This is a genomic window from Lactobacillus kitasatonis DSM 16761 = JCM 1039 (assembly GCF_000615285.1).
GTDB lineage: Bacteria > Bacillota > Bacilli > Lactobacillales > Lactobacillaceae > Lactobacillus > Lactobacillus kitasatonis.
Window position 1 is genome coordinate 122,289 of sequence record NZ_BALU01000004.1, and the last position, 16,297, is coordinate 138,585.

Annotated in this window: 16 protein-coding genes, 1 tRNA gene and 1 riboswitch; of the genes, 4 read left to right on the forward strand and 13 right to left on the reverse strand. The window is 39.4% G+C overall.

Annotated elements, in window-relative coordinates; genetic code table 11:
• Positions 1-34: 34 nt before the first annotated feature.
• From glmU to trpS, 11 genes are all read right to left on the reverse strand, one after another.
• Positions 35-1,420 (reverse strand): bifunctional UDP-N-acetylglucosamine diphosphorylase/glucosamine-1-phosphate N-acetyltransferase GlmU, encoded by a 1,386-nt coding sequence (glmU, locus tag JCM1039_RS04120; protein ID WP_025014764.1) that lies wholly within the window; start codon positions 1,418-1,420, stop codon positions 35-37.
• A 47-nt stretch (positions 1,421-1,467) separates the two neighbouring features.
• Positions 1,468-2,298, reverse strand: coding sequence for a pur operon repressor (gene purR / locus JCM1039_RS04125; RefSeq protein WP_025014765.1), 831 nt, complete (start codon positions 2,296-2,298; stop codon positions 1,468-1,470).
• Between the two features lie 106 nt (positions 2,299-2,404).
• Complete coding sequence (locus tag JCM1039_RS04130) at positions 2,405-2,662, reverse strand: Veg family protein (RefSeq protein ID WP_025014766.1); 258 nt, start codon at positions 2,660-2,662, stop codon at positions 2,405-2,407.
• Positions 2,663-2,723: 61 nt separating this feature from the next.
• Complete coding sequence (gene rsmA / locus JCM1039_RS04135; protein WP_025014767.1) at positions 2,724-3,608, reverse strand: 16S rRNA (adenine(1518)-N(6)/adenine(1519)-N(6))-dimethyltransferase RsmA; 885 nt, start codon at positions 3,606-3,608, stop codon at positions 2,724-2,726.
• Positions 3,598-4,164 (reverse strand): ribonuclease M5, encoded by a 567-nt coding sequence (gene rnmV, locus JCM1039_RS04140; protein WP_025014768.1) that lies wholly within the window; start codon positions 4,162-4,164, stop codon positions 3,598-3,600. The genes rsmA and rnmV overlap by 11 nt, the downstream gene beginning before the upstream one ends.
• Positions 4,151-4,918 (reverse strand): TatD family hydrolase, encoded by a 768-nt coding sequence (locus JCM1039_RS04145; protein ID WP_025014769.1) that lies wholly within the window; start codon positions 4,916-4,918, stop codon positions 4,151-4,153. Before JCM1039_RS04145 ends, rnmV begins: the two co-directional genes overlap by 14 nt.
• Positions 4,918-6,894 carry a methionine--tRNA ligase gene (metG, locus tag JCM1039_RS04150; RefSeq protein ID WP_025014770.1) on the reverse strand — a complete coding sequence of 659 codons (1,977 nt, stop codon included), beginning with the start codon at positions 6,892-6,894 and terminating at the stop codon, positions 4,918-4,920. Before metG ends, JCM1039_RS04145 begins: the two co-directional genes overlap by 1 nt.
• Positions 6,895-6,991: 97 nt before the next feature.
• A complete protein-coding gene (mgtA, locus tag JCM1039_RS04155; protein ID WP_025014771.1) occupies positions 6,992-9,655 on the reverse strand; it encodes a magnesium-translocating P-type ATPase in 2,664 nt (887 codons plus the stop codon).
• Between the two features lie 83 nt (positions 9,656-9,738).
• Positions 9,739-9,902, reverse strand: a riboswitch (M-box (ykoK) riboswitch).
• 55 nt (positions 9,903-9,957) lie between these two features.
• Positions 9,958-10,599, reverse strand: coding sequence for a TPM domain-containing protein (locus JCM1039_RS04160; RefSeq protein ID WP_201780313.1), 642 nt, complete (start codon positions 10,597-10,599; stop codon positions 9,958-9,960).
• Positions 10,556-11,035, reverse strand: coding sequence for a ComE operon protein 2 (locus JCM1039_RS04165; RefSeq protein WP_025014773.1), 480 nt, complete (start codon positions 11,033-11,035; stop codon positions 10,556-10,558). The genes JCM1039_RS04160 and JCM1039_RS04165 overlap by 44 nt, the downstream gene beginning before the upstream one ends.
• Before the next feature lie 22 nt (positions 11,036-11,057).
• A complete protein-coding gene (gene trpS, locus JCM1039_RS04170) occupies positions 11,058-12,080 on the reverse strand; it encodes a tryptophan--tRNA ligase (protein ID WP_025014774.1) in 1,023 nt (340 codons plus the stop codon).
• Positions 12,081-12,184: 104 nt separating this feature from the next.
• On the opposite strand from trpS, the gene JCM1039_RS04175 reads away from it, so the two are divergent.
• A complete protein-coding gene (locus JCM1039_RS04175) occupies positions 12,185-12,784 on the forward strand; it encodes an SOS response-associated peptidase family protein (RefSeq protein ID WP_025014775.1) in 600 nt (199 codons plus the stop codon).
• Positions 12,785-12,825: 41 nt separating this feature from the next.
• Positions 12,826-12,896, forward strand: a tRNA-Gly gene (locus tag JCM1039_RS04180).
• A gap of 62 nt (positions 12,897-12,958) precedes the next feature.
• Here the strand turns inward: JCM1039_RS04180 and JCM1039_RS04185 are convergent.
• Both JCM1039_RS04185 and greA read right to left on the reverse strand, forming a co-directional pair.
• On the reverse strand, positions 12,959-13,621 hold the full coding sequence (locus JCM1039_RS04185) for a CPBP family intramembrane glutamic endopeptidase (protein ID WP_025014776.1): 663 nt from the start codon (positions 13,619-13,621) through the stop codon (positions 12,959-12,961).
• A 79-nt stretch (positions 13,622-13,700) separates the two neighbouring features.
• Positions 13,701-14,162: a transcription elongation factor GreA gene (gene greA, locus JCM1039_RS04190; protein ID WP_025014777.1), complete on the reverse strand. Its 462-nt coding sequence runs from the start codon at positions 14,160-14,162 to the stop codon at positions 13,701-13,703.
• A 238-nt stretch (positions 14,163-14,400) separates the two neighbouring features.
• Here greA and JCM1039_RS04195 point away from each other — a divergent pair, with 238 nt between their 5' ends.
• Both JCM1039_RS04195 and JCM1039_RS04200 read left to right on the forward strand, forming a co-directional pair.
• Positions 14,401-14,826 (forward strand): Hsp20/alpha crystallin family protein, encoded by a 426-nt coding sequence (locus JCM1039_RS04195; RefSeq protein WP_025014778.1) that lies wholly within the window; start codon positions 14,401-14,403, stop codon positions 14,824-14,826.
• Positions 14,827-14,968: 142 nt separating this feature from the next.
• On the forward strand, positions 14,969-16,285 hold the full coding sequence (locus JCM1039_RS04200; protein ID WP_025014779.1) for a C1 family peptidase: 1,317 nt from the start codon (positions 14,969-14,971) through the stop codon (positions 16,283-16,285).
• Positions 16,286-16,297: the final 12 nt, after the last annotated feature.

Here is a 16,297-nt window from a genome sequence, read left to right on the forward strand (position 1 = left end):
TCAAATGAACTAGGGTTACTTCTTTATCTATTAATTATTCCCAATCTTTATCTTTTGAAAGGGGAAGCTTGTGCCAGTAATCTGGCTTGTTAACTTGACGTCCACGTGCAATCGCCATGTCGTACTTGTTTACGTCCTTAGTAATAGTTGAGTCAGCAGCAATAAATGCGTGATCTGCAACGTTGATTGGAGCGATCAAAGTTGAGCCGGCACCGATGAATGCGTGGTCACCAACATTAGTATGGAACTTCTTAACACCATCGTAGTTAGAGAAGATAGTACCACAACCAACGTTAATATCCTTACCCAAAGTAGCATCCCCAACATAAGTCAAGTGACCTACCTTACTGTCTTCGCCAATTTCAGCCTTCTTAATTTCAACAAAGTTACCAATATGAGCACCCTTGCGAATAACTGCCTTTGGACGCAGGTGTGAGTTAGGACCGATATCAGTGTTGTCATCCATTTCAGCCTCTTGAAGAGTTGAAGAAGTAATGGTTACGTTGTTGCCGATCTTAGAATCAACAATTCTTGAACCATTAGTGATGTGACAATCGCTACCGATTTCGGTGTTGCCTTTAATTACTACGTTACCTTCAATTACAGTATCGTTGCCGATCTTTACGCCAGCATCGATATAAGCAGTGTCAGGATCGATGAATGAAACACCATTGCGCATATGTTCTTCATTGATTCTTCTTTGCATAGTCTTAGTAGCTTGTGCTAAAGCAATACGGTCGTTTACACCAAGACTTTCACTGAAGTCTGGCATCTTGTAGGCACCAACGCGTTCGCCGCTGTTACGCAGGATTTCAAGCACATCAGTTAAGTAGTATTCGCCTTGTGCGTTGTTGTTGTCAACGTGCTTCAAAGCTTCGAAAAGCTTCTTGTTGTCAAAGCAGAATACACCAGTGTTGATTTCCTTAACCTTTAATTCTTCTGGCTTACCGTCTTTTTGTTCAACGATTCTTAAAACATTGCCTTGGTCATCACGGATAATTCTACCGTAGCCAAATGGGTTAGGTGCTTCAGCAGTCAAAACAGTAGCTGCATTGCCCTTTTCTGCGTGGTACTTGAACAATTCATCGAAAGTTTCAGTGGTAAACAAAGGCGTATCACCAGTAACTACCAAAGTAGCACCGTCTTTGTCACCTAATTCTTCCTTAGCAGTCATTACTGCGTCACCAGTACCAAGTTGCTTTTCTTGGAAAGCAAAGTCAGACTTGCCGTCTAAAACTTTTTCTACTTCACCAGCACCGGTACCAACAACAGTAACGATCTTAGCTGGATTAACGCCACGTGCAGCATCAACTACGTGTTCAACCATAGTCTTACCGCAAACTTTGTGCAAAACCTTATATAACTTTGATTTCATTCTGGTGCCCTTGCCTGCAGCAAGAACAACAACATATTTTTCCATTAGTAATTAACCTCTTAATAATTAAAACTTGGTTCTAGTATACCATTTTAGAAACGGTCAAAATCAGTTTCATCTAAGAAGTTGCCAGGTTCTGCCAAAATAAGCTTCTTTTCAGTATCAATCTTGCTGATCTTAACCAATGAAAGATAATTATTGATCAATTTTTCTTTATCAAAATCAGCTTCGCAAAGTACACAAACGCCGGCAATAGTTCCGTCAAATTCCTTAACCAGCTCTTCCATTCCAGTTAAGGTACCGCCGCCCTTCATAAAGTCGTCGACGATTAAAACTTTAGAGCCCTTTTCAAGTGCACGAGTAGGCAATTCCATCTTTGATACACGAGATAAAGATGAAGAAATGTAGTTAACTGAAACTGTTGCCCCTTCTGTTACCTTTGAGCGTTTTCTTGCAGTTACAAATGGCACATTAAGGTAGCGTGCTACAGCTTGTGCCAAAGCGATCCCCTTAGTTTCAACGGTCATTACGGCATCTACGTCTTCATATGCGTAACGTGTCGCAATTAATTCACCGATGCGACGCAAGTCTTGCGTGTCGCCTAAAACATCTGACAGATAAACGAAGCCACCTGCCAAAATTCTACTTGGATCTTCAATTCTTGATGATAAATCTGATAAATACTTTTCTGCGTGCTTTTGACCTAAAAATGGAATATAACGTACGCCACCAGCTGCTCCTGCCACGGTCTCCAACACGCCGTCTTGATTGCTTGCAAGCGTATGCTTCAAAATAGCTAAGTCTTCTGAGATAGATGATTTAGCTGCACCATAACGCTTAGCAAAGAATGGTAGTGCAATTAGCGTATGAGGACGTTCCATTAAATACTTGGTCATATCCACCAATCTTTCTGAACGTTTCATGATATTTCCTTTCTAATGTTTGGCTTTATACTTAATAAATATACTCTAAAAGACACAAAAAATCACTAACATTTCAAAAATGCTAGTGACTTTTTCAAAATTATAATTAAGCTTCGGCTTCTTCAGCCTCATCATCAAACTCTAATGCAATATTCTTAGTTAATAAATCTGTATAACTGTAAGAAACGTGTTTAAAGTTATTTTGATGTTGATCTAAATCAACTACAAACACTGCAGGGAATGTTTCTCTTAAAACTCCCCGTCTCTTTGTAACTTTCTTACGACCCGCTTGAGCTACTACTGTTATGGTATCACCTAAGTGAGAATCCAACTTCTGTTTAATTGTCATAATTGACGTTGGCACTAAGCAACAACTCCTTCGTGGATATTTTATCATAATTATATAATAAAATCAATATTATACACTACTTGGCAGGAATATTGCTAGCTATTTTGATAAATTGTTCAATTGTTAAATCTTCAGGTCTAACTCTTGGATCAACGCCTAATTCTTTAATCAAAGCAGCACGCTTATCACTATCTGGTATCAATGTCTTCAAGTTGTTGTTAAGTGTCTTTCTTCTTTGTGAGAAGCACATCTTTACTACCCAAATGAAGTGTTTTCTATTCTTAATTGCAGGCTTTTCTTTAAGTGGAGTCAAAACAACTACTGCAGAATCAACCTTAGGACGTGGCATAAATGATGAACTCTTTACTTCAAGTGCCAATTTAATGTTCATTTCAGTTTGAACAGAAATGGTTAATGGACCGTATTCCTTGTTGCCTGGTTTTGCTTCAAGACGTTCAGCCACTTCTTTTTGCATCATTAAGGTCAAACTTGCAAAGTGTAAATCTGATTCAGCTAAAGCAAAAATGATTGGCGTGGTGATGTAGTAAGGCAAGTTAGCTACAACCTTGATTGGCTTATCCATATCGAAAAAGCCAGCCAAGTCTTCTTTAAAGTTAGCCTTTAGCACATCTTTAAGCATCAACTTAAAGCGTTCATCTAATGGCGCATCCCCAATCTTTTTGGGCAATTCATTATGCAAAATCTCTGGTAAACTGTCGTCGACTTCATAGGCAAAAACCTTAGCCCCAGCTAACAGCAATTGTTCTGTTAATGATCCAATACCAGGACCGATTTCAATTACTTGATCGCCAGGTTGAATATCAGCTGCTTCTACAATCCCTAAAATAGCAGTTTGATCAACCAAAAAGTTTTGTCCTAAATTTTTCTTAGCCTTAACAAAGTAGCGGTTAATGATTGCTTTTGTTCTGACTGGTGAGCCAATTGGAATATTATTTGCCATTTTCAGCCTCCTCTACAGCTTGCTTAAGTTCATTAAGTGAAACGCCAAAGGTATGCAGACGATTGTAAAATTGCTTGGAATTACCGTAGCCTACGCTTAACTTGATGCCGACTTGTTCACGAAGTTTCCGTGAACCACTGCCGCCAGCTAAACCAAGTTCGCGATATGTTTCCTTAGTTAAATCACTCTTTTGCGGATCAACTTCATGCAAGTCCTTCAAAGCACGCTCAAGGGCTTCTTTTGAAGCATGTTCTACACCAAGGCTACCCTTTTTATGAGGTTCGCCTTCCTTACGCGTAATAAAGGCTTGCTTTGCGTTAGGAACCGCATTGGTTACGATTCTACGAATACGTTCGCCATTAAAGTCAGGATCCGTAAACACGATAATTTGTCTGGTCTGACTTAACTTTTTAATTTGCTTTAAAACAGCATCAGAAACAGCTGAACCATTTGTTTCAACCGTTTCAATTCCTGGGAAAAATTGTTTTAAACGGATAGTATCGTCTTTCCCCTCAACGACGATTACCGCATCAAAATTCTTTTTATTTAAGACCATAAACTCTCACTGTATTTTTATAAGTAGCGTCTGCCACTTCTTCAAGTGGAATATTCTTTAACTTAGCAATCGCTTCTGCCACATAACGAACATAGCCTGTTTCATTTTGATGACCACGGTATGGCTTGGGCGTCAAATATGGCGCATCAGTTTCGACCAAAATGCGGTCAAGTGGAGCTGCCTTAGCACTTTCATGGACTTCGGTTGCTTTAGTGAAAGAAACAACGCCAGAGTATGAAAAGTAAACATTCAAGTCTAAGAACTTATTTAGCCAGTCAACGCCGCCATTGAAGCTGTGCAAAATAGCACCATATTCTAGATTGCTGTTTTTCAAAATATCATAGCAATCATCAAAAGCATCCCTAGTATGGATATCAACCGGCATCTTCAAATCATGTGCTACTTCAATTTGTCGAGCAAATACTTCCCGTTGTACATCGCGTGGTGATTCGTCCCAATAATAGTCGAGCCCAATTTCACCCATTGCAACTACCTTAGGCTGTTTCAATTGTTCAACTAGCTCGTCTTCGGTCTTTTGATCATAGTCTTTAGCAACATCGGGACAGTAACCGACCATCGCATAAACATTATCAAATTTTTGTGCCAAATCGACTGCGCGTTTATTAAAATCAGGATCTTGTCCTGCACAAATCACCTTGGTTACACCCAAAGCTTTCGCACGTTCAAGGTAATATTGTTCCTTGCCGCGGAATGGCTCATCGTTTAAATGAGTATGGTTATCAATGAGTTCCATTAACCTAATTCAGCTCCGTTTGCGTGTTTGTCATCAACAATTGCCAACTTAACCTTGCCGTCTTTTTCACTAGACAAAAGCATACCTTCACTTAAGTGGCCAAGCATCTTACGTGGTTTCAAGTTAGTAACTGCCAAAACCTTCTTATCAAGCAATTCGCTTGCGTCTGGGTAGAACTTACGGATACCACTCAAAATTTGACGTTCCTTGCCGTCACCAAAGTCTAGTTTGAACATCAACAACTTATTTGAGCCTTGAACTGGTTCTACTGACAAAATTTGACCTACTTGGATCTTAACCTTGTCGAAGTCATCAATGGTAATTTCGTTACCCTTCTTTTGTTCGCTTCTAGTGGTCTTCTTTGGCTTAGCCTTAGCCATTTCATCCTTGATATACTTAACTTCTTCATCAGCCTTAAGTCTTGGGAAGATTGGCTTTGGCTTTTCAATTGCATTGGCGTCCCAAGCGAAGTCGCCGAATGATAAGCCTCTTTGATCTTCATCGCCCCAGTTTAAGCCGAGTTGGTTAAACATCTTAGGAGCAGTTTCAGTCATAACTGGTTCGATCATAACTGCGATCAAACGAAGACTTTCTGCCAAGTTAGACATTACGTGTGAAAGTTCATCCTTCTTGCCTTCCTTGTTAAGAACCCAAGGAGTAGTTTCATCGATGTACTTGTTAGCACGTGCAACAAGCTTCCAGATACTGTCTAAAGCTTGTGAGAAGTGGAGTGAATCCATGTATTCTCTGTATTCGTCAATTACGCTAGCAGCAGTGTCTTGCAAGTCCTTGCCAAACTTGTCTTGAGCAACTGGTACTGGATCAACGTGGCCGTCTTGGTATTGGTTAATCATTGAAACAGTACGGTTTAACAAGTTACCTAAGTCATTTGCCAAGTCGTAGTTAATTCTTTCAACGAAGTCTTCTGGAGTAAAGATACCGTCAGCACCAAATGGAAGTGCACGCATTAAGTAGTAACGAAGTGGGTCAACACCATAGCGGCTAGTAAGTGATTCTGGGTAAACAGCGTTACCTTTAGACTTAGACATCTTACCGTTCTTCATTAATACCCAGCCGTGACCAATAATATGCTTTGGAAGTGGCAAACCAAGAGCCATCAACATAATTGGCCAATAAATAGTGTGGAAACGAACGATTTCCTTACCTACCAAGTGAACATCTGCAGGCCAGTACTTCTTAAATAATGAATCATCGTCTGAACCGTAGCCTAATGCAGTGATATAGTTGGAAAGTGCATCGATCCAAACGTAAACAACGTGCTTAGGATCGCTTGGTACAGGAATACCCCAGTCAACTGTAGTACGAGTAACTGAAAGATCTTCAAGGCCTGGCTTAATGAAGTTGTTGATCATTTCCTTTTCACGAGAATGAGGCAAAATAAAGTCAGGGTGTTCCTTGTAGTATTCAACCAATCTGTCAGCATACTTGCTCATCTTGAAGAAGTATGAAGGTTCTTTAACCAAACGTACTTCGTGGCCACTTGGAGCCTTACCGCCGATTACGTTGCCGTCGTCATCTTTATAAACTTCAGCAAGTTGTGATTCAGTGAAGTATTCTTCGTCTTCAACTGAGTACCAACCAGTGTATTCGCCTAAGTAGATGTCGCCTTGCTTTAAGAGCTTTTCAAAGATCTTTTGAACAGCCTTAACGTGTTGTTCGTCAGTAGTTCTAATGAACTTGTCGTAAGAAATATCAAGACTCTTCCATAACTTCTTGTAAGAAGCAGCCATCTTGTCAACGAATTCTTGAGGCTTAATTCCTTGTGCTTCAGCCTTTTGTTCGATCTTTAAGCCGTGTTCATCAGTACCTGTTAAGAAGAAAGTGTCATAGCCTTGTGCACGCTTGTAGCGGGCCATAGTATCAGCTGCGATTGTAGTATAAGCATTACCAATAGTTAATCTACCAGATGGGTAGTAAATAGGGGTTGTAATGTAAAAAGTATCTTTATCAGCCATTAATAATTCATGCTCCTTTATTGTCTAAAATATCTATTCTATCTTACCACGAAAACAATATTAAAAAGGGATTGGAAATGATCCAATCCCTTTTTTTCTAAAATTTTCCGTTTCTTAAATATATCTTTTTCACGATCGTGTTAAGCAAGATATAAATTATTTCTAGTGCCAAAACAATTAACATAAAGCTGAATGGCAAGTCCGTCATGCCTAAGCTTGATGCAATGCTGGAAGATGGCAGTGCCGTGCCCCAAATTGCCAAGGCAAAGGTAACCAAGAAAACGATTGGCGTTGCGTGTTGACCAAAGAATGGGAATCTTTCGTCACGCAAAACGTGGATCGCCATTTCCCTTGTCCATAATGACTCAATAAAAATTCCTGAGTAAAACAGTGAAATGAAGACCCAGTGATGGTAGTTTGAACCAACCAAGTATGGACAAACAACGTAAAACATCAAAGCCATCGTAATGAAGTCAATAACTGCAGGAATCGGGCCAAAGGACAAAACAAACTTAGGCCACTTTCTGATTGACCATTTCTGTGGCTTCTTAACGTAGTTCTTTGAAATGCTGTCAAATGGAATAACCAAGCAGCTGATGCTGTAAATCAAATTAAGAATCAATAATTGTAATGGTAAAAGTGGCAAGAATGGCAAAATCAGTGAAGCTACTACCATCGTGATGATACTACCGAGGTTGGTTACCAAGAAGGTCTTGATGTACTTCATCGTATTTGAGAAGACCTTTCTACCTGTGATAATCATTTCTTCAAGCAGCTGCAAATCCTTTTGCTTAAAAATAATATCCGCAGATTCTCTTGTAATATCAACTGAATTTTCTGAGGTAACCGTTACGTTAGCCACCTTCATGGCAAGAGCATCCTTGTTGCCGTCACCCATATAGCCAACAGTATGGCCGTTCTTCTGCAGAGTATTAATAATTTTAGTTCTAAGTTCTGGCGTTAAATGAACAAAAATGTCGCAATTTTCAACGATCTTAGATAGTTCTTCTGGACTAGCCTCTTCAATTTGTTCACCATCGTAAACAGTATCGACGTTTAATCCTACTTGCAAAGCAATCGCACGCGTTACCGCTTCGTTGTCACCAGTAAAGATTTTAACATCAATGTCATCAGCTCTAAGAGCTTGCAAAGCCTCTTTAGTACTTTCCTTTGGTGGATCTAAGTATGCCAAGTAGCCCACGATTGTTAAATCATTCTCATCTTTGGCTGAAAATTCACCTACTGGAGCTGGATTTAATTTGTAGCCGACCAAAAGCACACGCAAACCATCATCGTTTAATTCATCGATCTGCTTTAAAATCTTTTTGCGCCACTCATCGGTTAATTCTTCGCTTCTGCCGTTGATTTCTACCTTACTAGAAATATCAAGCATCCCTTCCGCGGCACCTTTTGTTACCAGCATGTGTTGGCCGTGGTGTTCATCGTTATCAACCACCACAACACTCATTCTTTTACGCGTATAATCAAACGGAATTTCATCGATCTTGTTGTAGTCACGCTGGATTTCATTGACATCGAGCTCGTCGCCAGCCGCATCAATCACGGCTTTATCAATCAAGTCCTTCATTCCAGTTTGATAGTAAGCATTCAAATATGAAAACTTCAAAATTCGTGGCGTCTCTTGCATGTCCAAGTCATAGTGACGTTCAAGCACCACTTTGTTTTGGGTTAAAGTACCTGTTTTATCAATACAGAAAGTATCAATTGAGCCCAAGTTTTGAATGGCATTCATCTGCTTGACTACGGCACCCTTTTTAGACATTTCGAGTGCACCCTTAGTCAAGTTGCCGTTAACGATGATTGGTAAAACTTCAGGTGTCAGACCAGCAGCGGCAGCTAAAGCGAAGATCAAGCTTTCGCCCCAATCGCCTTTAGTCAGGCCATTAATAAGGAACAAAAGCGGAATCAAAATAGCAGCTACCACCATGAGCACTTTGCCCAGTTGGCGCATTTCACGATCAAACAAGGTCGTTTTAACCTTCTTGCGTGAAATTTCCTGCACTTTTTTACCAAAAACGGTGTTATTGCCGACTGCAAAAACGATACCACTACCTGAGCCAGACACGATAGTCGTGCCCTCATACAAAATATTTGGATAATTCAAATAATCCTGCATACTCGGTTTAATGGTCACATTGGCCATCTTTTCTACTGGTTCCGAGTCACCGTCCAAGTAGCTGTATGAACAAAACAGGTCTTTACTTGTCAAAAGCTTCATATCCGCAGGAATCATGTCACCGGCGGACAAATTAATTACATCCCCTACAACTACTTCATCGGTAGGCAGTTCCACATTCTTGCCATCCCTACGAATATTAGTCGTAACAGACACCATATCCATCAGTTTTCCAGTTACTTTAGCAATCCTAATTTTTTGTACAAAATTTACTACCACAGAAATGATCAACATGATGACCATTACGATCACCGTATCAAGATCGCTGTTATTCTGCGGCACCAAAATGTAACTGGTAAATAAAGTTAAAATAGTTAAACTGATCAGAGCCAGCGTAAATGGGGTAGCGATTGATTCCCACAGCAATCGCCAATTAGAAGCATTGGAGTTAGTTCTAATTTTGTTTTCGCCGTACTCTTTTCTATTTTCTTCAGCCTTATTCGTAGAAAGTCCTTCAGCACTCGCCTGAAGTCGCGCTAGTGTATCACTACGCGATTCTCGCGCGATGCGCTGAATCCTTTGAATGTCGATATTTGACCGCTTTTTGCCAGCTGCTTTTAACATTCTTTGCCCCTCTCATTCGATTGACAAGCAAAACAAAAAAGCCACCTGTAATATCTGCAGGTGACTTTCGCCAAACAAGGCTTCTGTTATACTCGTCGTTCAGTTTTAACACTACGTGACGTAAGCACATGCTAGCTATCTGGATCTCGCCTTAAGTCGACGACACCTATTTAACCCGTTGGCATCTCTGGATGTTTCTGGGCGATAGCGTGTGTTCACGTAGGAGTCTCACCTAACAGTTTTTTTTTGCTAATTATATCCACAAGAAAGTGTAAGGACTAAATTTAAATAAGTCAAGCCATCTAATTGCGTGGATTGTAACTATTGCGACCAAATCGCTTCAAAACATAGACAATTCCGATGATCAAAAATGCTAGTGCTAAAGCAATCGGAAGCGCTACGCGATGTGGATGCGAAATTTTATTTTGTTCGCTAGTCGATAAATCATATTTGTCTAGTGCATATTGATATTGCTGATCCACCCTAGTAGCACATGCTCTAAAGACAAAGCGCAACCCTTCATTAAATGTGGCATTATTATGGCTACGTAATTTATCTACTTCAGCTCGAATAATGTTAGCCCGCGTATCGGCGGTAAATGCGCCATGCAAATCCTTAGTAGAAAAGATTTGTACGTTGCGTTTTTCGCCTTTTTGTCCAACTACGATAAATACCAACCGCTTTGAACGATTCAGTGCCTTTGGAGTTAACTTGTTCAGCCGCTTCACTGTAATCACAGAAATCTGTGGCTGCTCCTTAGTTTGAAAGTAACGATTATTTTTTTCGGTAATTAAAGTTTTAGTTTCTTTATTTAAAATATGAGCATGGTCTTCAATGTTAGGCTGCACAAATCCCGTAGTCGTCAAAAAGACTAATAACAGGCCTACTAGACCAGCTAAATTAATTTTCGTCTTCTTCAAGTTTATGTGCCAAACCTTCCACATATTTTCGATCGATTTTAATTTGCTCATATGGTACCCCGCAATCATGAAGCAACTTCAATGCTAGTGGATTATCACGATAGTCAAAATAATAATTTATCTTTTTAATACCTGCTTGGACTAAAGCCTTGCAGCAGTTGTAACAAGGAAAATGAGTCACGTAAATTTCGGTATCATCAGTAGAAACGCCAAACTTGGCACATTGAATGATGGCATTCATTTCTGAGTGAATCGTTCTAACGCAGTGTCCGTCAACCATTTGGTGACCACCATCATCACAATGCGGCTGCCCTGATACCGAGCCGTTGTAGCCAGTACCGATAATCCGGTTGTCTTTAACCAAAACACTGCCTACTAGCGCTCTATTGCAAGTAGAACGCTGAGCAATTACTAATGCCTGCATCATAAAATATTGTTTCCATGGAATTCGATCATGCATGACTTTGCTCCTTGCTTTTTATTTATCTATTCTTAAAGTAGTTCAAACCAATGGCGTCACGAACTTGTTCCAAAGTTTCGTTAGCTACCTTGTTAGCCTTCTTTGAACCTTCGAGAAGCATCTCGTAAACTGCATCTTCATCTTGAGCAAACTTTTCACGACGTTCACGAATAGGTGCAAGTTCAGCTTCAAGGACTTTGTTCAAGTAACGCTTAATCTTAACGTCACCCAAACCACCCTTTTGATATTCTTCCTTAAGTTCCGCAACTTTATCCTTATCTGGGTCAAAGACATCAAGGTAAGTAAAGACGGTGTTACCTTCAACCTTGCCTGGATCTTCCACGTGAATGTGGTTTGGATCAGTGTACATTGACATAACTTTCTTTTGCACAGTCTTGGCGTCATCAGCTAAGTAAATAGCGTTGCCGAGTGACTTAGACATCTTGGCGTTACCATCAAGACCTGGTAAACGACCTTGACCCTTTGGTGGGAAGTAACCCTTAGGTTCAACCAAAATATCGGTGTTGTAAACTCTGTTGAAGGTTCTTACGATTTCACGAGTTTGTTCAAGCATTGGTTCTTGGTCATCCCCAACAGGAATAACAGTTGCCTTAAATGCAGTAATATCTGCAGCTTGAGAAACTGGATAGTTCAAGAAACCTACAGGAATAGAATCCTTGAAGTCCTTTTGCTTAATTTCAGTCTTAACAGTTGGATTTCTTTCAAGACGAGCAACTGTTACAAGGTCCATGTAGTAAGCAGTTAATTCAAATAAAGCTGGAATTTGTGATTGCACATAAATAGTAGACTTCTTTGGATCAAGACCAACAGCTAAGTAGTCCAAAGCTACTTGGATCAAACTGTTACGGATCTTTTCTGGATTACGAGCATTATCAGTTAAAGCTTGTGTATCGGCAATCATAATATAAGGATCATACTTGCCTGAATTTTGTAATTTTACTCTATTCTTTAAAGAACCGATGTAGTGACCAATGTGAAGTTTACCGGTTGGGCGGTCACCTGTTAATAAAATTTCTTTTGCCATGCTTTTTACTCTTTCCTATTTATTAATCTTTATTTTTATTATTTAGTAATTACTTAATTTTAACAAATATTAGGCTATGATTAAACTAAACGTAGGTGATCAAAATGTGTAATCAATTTCGTGTGCCTAAACTTGCACTAATCAAACAATATCTGACTAAAGACCTAGATTTACCTTTAGTCGAACCCAAAATAAATGATGAAGAAAAAGACGTCTTTCCTAATCAAACAGCGCCAGTTTTGCTTTATCAAAATAACCAGCTGCAATTAGTAAATAAAAACTGGGGCTATCCTAGTCCAGTCGATGCAAATAAGCCGCTGTTTAACGCCAGAATTGAGCGTTTTTATGAACAAAGACCATCAATGTGGGATGAGTCCTTTGCCAAGCAGCGCTGCATTATCCTGGCTAGCGAATTCTTCGAATACGCTAAAAACACTTATCAAGCAGATAATGGTAAGAAATACCATGAACGCTATAGTTTTAAAAGCAAACAACCAATTACGATGATTGCTGGTATTTATGACCATAATAACTTTGCCATGGTTACGACCGATCCAAACTCAGATATGCGGCCCATTCATAACCGGATGCCACTGGTCATTGAACCAAGCGAACTGCGCCGCTGGCTCTTTCAAAACTTTACCAGCTTAATCAACAGAGACAATGTTTCGCTCTCTGTTCAAAAGCAGCCTCACAAAAAATAATTGTTCTATTACCTGAAAGCATGATAAAATAGATGCATACTGCGGGTATAGTTAAATGGTAGAACGACAGCTTCCCAAGCTGTAGATGCGGGTTCGATTCACGCTATCCGCTCCCTTCTATAACCAAAAAACAGGGATGAAATTTTCATCCCTGTTTTTATTTTTTCTTCTTTTTTAAACCATAATCACAGTTAAAACACTGCTCAACATCGCCAGATAGATCGGCATAAAAATCGTCTGTGAATATAAGTAACTCCAAGCAAAGAGCATGCCATAAAGTGCTTCAATAAAGAAGTTAATGAGTGAACTTTGATAATTCAATACGCTAAAAATCAAGCCAGAAACAATGATTCCTATAACTGCAACTTGGACGCTATCTCTTCGGAAAGCATAGTTGAATAAAAATCCTGTTGCTAGGAATTCTTGCAATATCGGTAAGATAATCCCTTGAACCACGATCAAGAACCAGAACATCCCTGTCGATTGGTTCTTCAGATAAATCGTTTGAAAGTCATAAAAAGGTATTTTGCCATACGCCTGTAAATACGAAATCGAAATTCGAGTAGCCGTAATCACTAGCGTTAATAAAACCACCGCTGAGAAGTTTCCTAGCCACGGTAATTTAAAATCACGCGCAAAAAAGCGATTCTCACGATTATAGCGATATACATAAAACAGCAAAATCATTGCAGCTACGACACCGAATAAAATCAGGTCCCAGACATGCAATGGCGATTTTCTAGTAACAAGTTTCACTACTGCAAAGACCATCACGTAACCGATCAAATACACTGCATAGCGAATAACATTGCCCTCTCTTGATTCTGGCGTATTCAAGACTTTCACTCCTACTCTGGATTGTATTCTACAAACCCTATATTATACCAAAAAAGTAGAGCTAATTGAATAAGATAGGTTACTTAACTTCAACAATAGTTACCTTATATTCTCCGGCAGGTGCTTCAACCGTAGAAGTAGTACCTGCCTCTTTTTTCATAATTGCTTGACCTAATGGTGAATCAAAGGATATTTTTCCATCAGCCAAATCAGCTTCCATTCGGCCAACGATCTTATATTCTTCGGTATCTTCGTCATCGTCGAACTTCAAGACAGCGGTCTTACCTAAATCTACTTTGCCATCATCTTTAGTTTCAACGATTTCCGCATATTTCAATTGTTTGCCTAAGTAACGCAAACGACTTTGTAAGTGACCCAGGTCACGTTTTGCTTCAGTATATTCCGTATTTTCTGAAAGGTCGCCTAGAGCACGTGCTGCCTGCAAAATTTTGATTCTGCGTGGACGATCCTTCTTTAAGCGAGCAATTTCATCTTCAATTTGTTTGTAGCCTTCTGGCGTCATTTTTTGAAAATATACCATAATATGTTATTTCTCCTTTTGCTTTCTAATTATATAAAAATTATCCACAAGTGTTAATCATTGATTTGATCAACTTTTTAATTAAAAATTAGCACTATATGCTTTCAAGTGCTAAATAGTTTAACTTTATTGAAAAACGACTACAATAATCAGTGTAAGGAAAAAGAGATCAGATAAACAAATGATCAACTCCTTACAAATTAACTTAGACTATAAAAATTGAAAGGAAGTTTTATTTATGGCAAACGATATGATGAATCGTCGTAATGATATGATGGACGCAATGAACGACTGGTTTGGTTTTCCAAGAAACTTCTTTGATGACAGTGAAATTGAAAACATCATGCAATCAGATGTTGCTGAAACCGATAAAGATTATGTAGTTAAGATTGATATGCCAGGTATGAACAAAGATGACATTAAGCTTAACTACAAAGATGGTGTATTGAGTGTTGCTGGTACTAGACAAGCCTTCAAGGACACTAGTGACAAGAGCAGAAGCATCATTCACCAAGAGAGAAGCGAAGGCAGCATTTCAAGAAGCTATAGATTAACAAATGTAGTTGCAAGTGATATTCATGCAAAGTATGATAATGGTGTATTGACCATCACTTTGCCAAAGCAAACTGCTGGCGATGATGGCAATTCTATCCAAATTGATTAATTTATTAGATAATTGCAAGAAGTCTAATAAGTTGGCGGATAAATAATTCTCTGAAGCGAGTTCATGATTGAACCCGCTTTTGTTTTGGCTTAAAATAGAGTTAATTTAAGAAAAAATTAAAAATTAAAAAGGAGATTTTTTTATGGCTCATGAATTAACTGTACAAGAGCTGGAAAAGTTTTCTGCAGACTTTAACAAGAACTCAGAAAACAAAGTTATTGCTCGTGCTGCACAACGTAGTGGTGTGCTTGAAGCATCATACAACGATCGCGTACAAAGCGAATTAACCCGTGTCTTCTCTACTGAACTTGACACTGACAATGTTACTAACCAAAAGCATTCAGGTCGTTGCTGGGAATTCGCAACCTTAAACGTTTTGCGTCACGCATTCGGTAAGAAGTACAAGGCTAAGAACTTCACTTTCTCACAAGCTTACAACTTCTTCTGGGATAAGATTGAACGTGCCAACATGTTCTACAACAGAATTTTGGACAGTGCTGACATGCCACTTGATTCTCGTCAAGTTAAGACTGACTTAGACTTTGCCGGTTCAGATGGTGGTCAATTCCAAATGGCAGCCGCATTAGTTGAAAAGTATGGTGTTGTTCCTTCATACGCAATGCCTGAAACTTTCAATACTAATGACACTACTGGCTTCGCAACTGCACTTGGTGACAAGCTTAAGAAAGATGCTTTGGTTCTTCGTCACCTTAAGCAATACGGCAAGGAAGATGAAATTGAAAAGACTCGTGAAAAGTTTTTGAGCCAAGTTTACCAAATGACTGCTATTGCTGTTGGTGAACCACCTAAGAAGTTTGACCTTGAATACCGGGATGACGACAAGAAGTATCACCTGGACAAGGACTTAACTCCACTTGAATTCTTGCACAAGTACTTAGGCGATGTTGACTTTGATGACTACGTTGTTTTAACTAACGCACCTGATCACGAATACAACAAGTTGTACGGTCTTCCAGCAGAAGACAACATCGAAGGCTCAATCAGAATTAAGCTTTTGAACGTACCAATGGAATACTTGACTTCAGCTGCTATCGCTCAATTGAAGGATGGCGAAGCTGTTTGGTTCGGTAACGATGTTCTTCGTCAAATGGACCGTAAGACTGGTTACCTTGACACTAACCTTTACAAGTTAGACGACTTGTTTGGCGTTGATTTCAAGATGTCAAAGGCTGACAGATTAAGAACTGGTGTCGGCCAAGTTTCACACGCTATGACTTTAGTTGGTGTTGATGAAGACAACGGCGAAGTTCGTCAATGGAAAGTTGAAAACTCATGGGGCGACAAGTCAGGTTCAAAGGGCTTCTACGTAATGAACAACGAATGGTTCAACGACTACGTATACGAAGTTGTTGTTCACAAGAAGTATTTGACTGACAAGCAAAAGGAATTGGCTGAAGGTCCAATCACTGACTTACCAGCATGGGATTCATTAGCTTAATCGAAAAATAAA

Excerpts from the sequence above, each read along its gene's own strand:
- glmU (WP_025014764.1), bottom strand. The coding sequence starts at position 1,420 with ATGGAAAAATATGTTGTTGTTCTTGCTGCAGGCAAGGGCACCAGAATG.
- purR (WP_025014765.1), bottom strand. The coding sequence starts at position 2,298 with ATGAAACGTTCAGAAAGATTGGTGGATATGACCAAGTATTTAATGGAA.
- rsmA (WP_025014767.1), bottom strand. The coding sequence starts at position 3,608 with ATGGCAAATAATATTCCAATTGGCTCACCAGTCAGAACAAAAGCAATC.
- rnmV (WP_025014768.1), bottom strand. The coding sequence starts at position 4,164 with ATGGTCTTAAATAAAAAGAATTTTGATGCGGTAATCGTCGTTGAGGGG.
- JCM1039_RS04145 (WP_025014769.1), bottom strand. The coding sequence starts at position 4,918 with ATGGAACTCATTGATAACCATACTCATTTAAACGATGAGCCATTCCGC.
- metG (WP_025014770.1), bottom strand. The coding sequence starts at position 6,894 with ATGGCTGATAAAGATACTTTTTACATTACAACCCCTATTTACTACCCA.
- mgtA (WP_025014771.1), bottom strand. The coding sequence starts at position 9,655 with ATGTTAAAAGCAGCTGGCAAAAAGCGGTCAAATATCGACATTCAAAGG.
- JCM1039_RS04160 (WP_201780313.1), bottom strand. The coding sequence starts at position 10,599 with ATGTGGAAGGTTTGGCACATAAACTTGAAGAAGACGAAAATTAATTTA.
- JCM1039_RS04165 (WP_025014773.1), bottom strand. The coding sequence starts at position 11,035 with ATGCATGATCGAATTCCATGGAAACAATATTTTATGATGCAGGCATTA.
- trpS (WP_025014774.1), bottom strand. The coding sequence starts at position 12,080 with ATGGCAAAAGAAATTTTATTAACAGGTGACCGCCCAACCGGTAAACTT.
- JCM1039_RS04175 (WP_025014775.1), top strand. The coding sequence starts at position 12,185 with ATGTGTAATCAATTTCGTGTGCCTAAACTTGCACTAATCAAACAATAT.
- greA (WP_025014777.1), bottom strand. The coding sequence starts at position 14,162 with ATGGTATATTTTCAAAAAATGACGCCAGAAGGCTACAAACAAATTGAA.
- JCM1039_RS04195 (WP_025014778.1), top strand. The coding sequence starts at position 14,401 with ATGGCAAACGATATGATGAATCGTCGTAATGATATGATGGACGCAATG.
- JCM1039_RS04200 (WP_025014779.1), top strand. The coding sequence starts at position 14,969 with ATGGCTCATGAATTAACTGTACAAGAGCTGGAAAAGTTTTCTGCAGAC.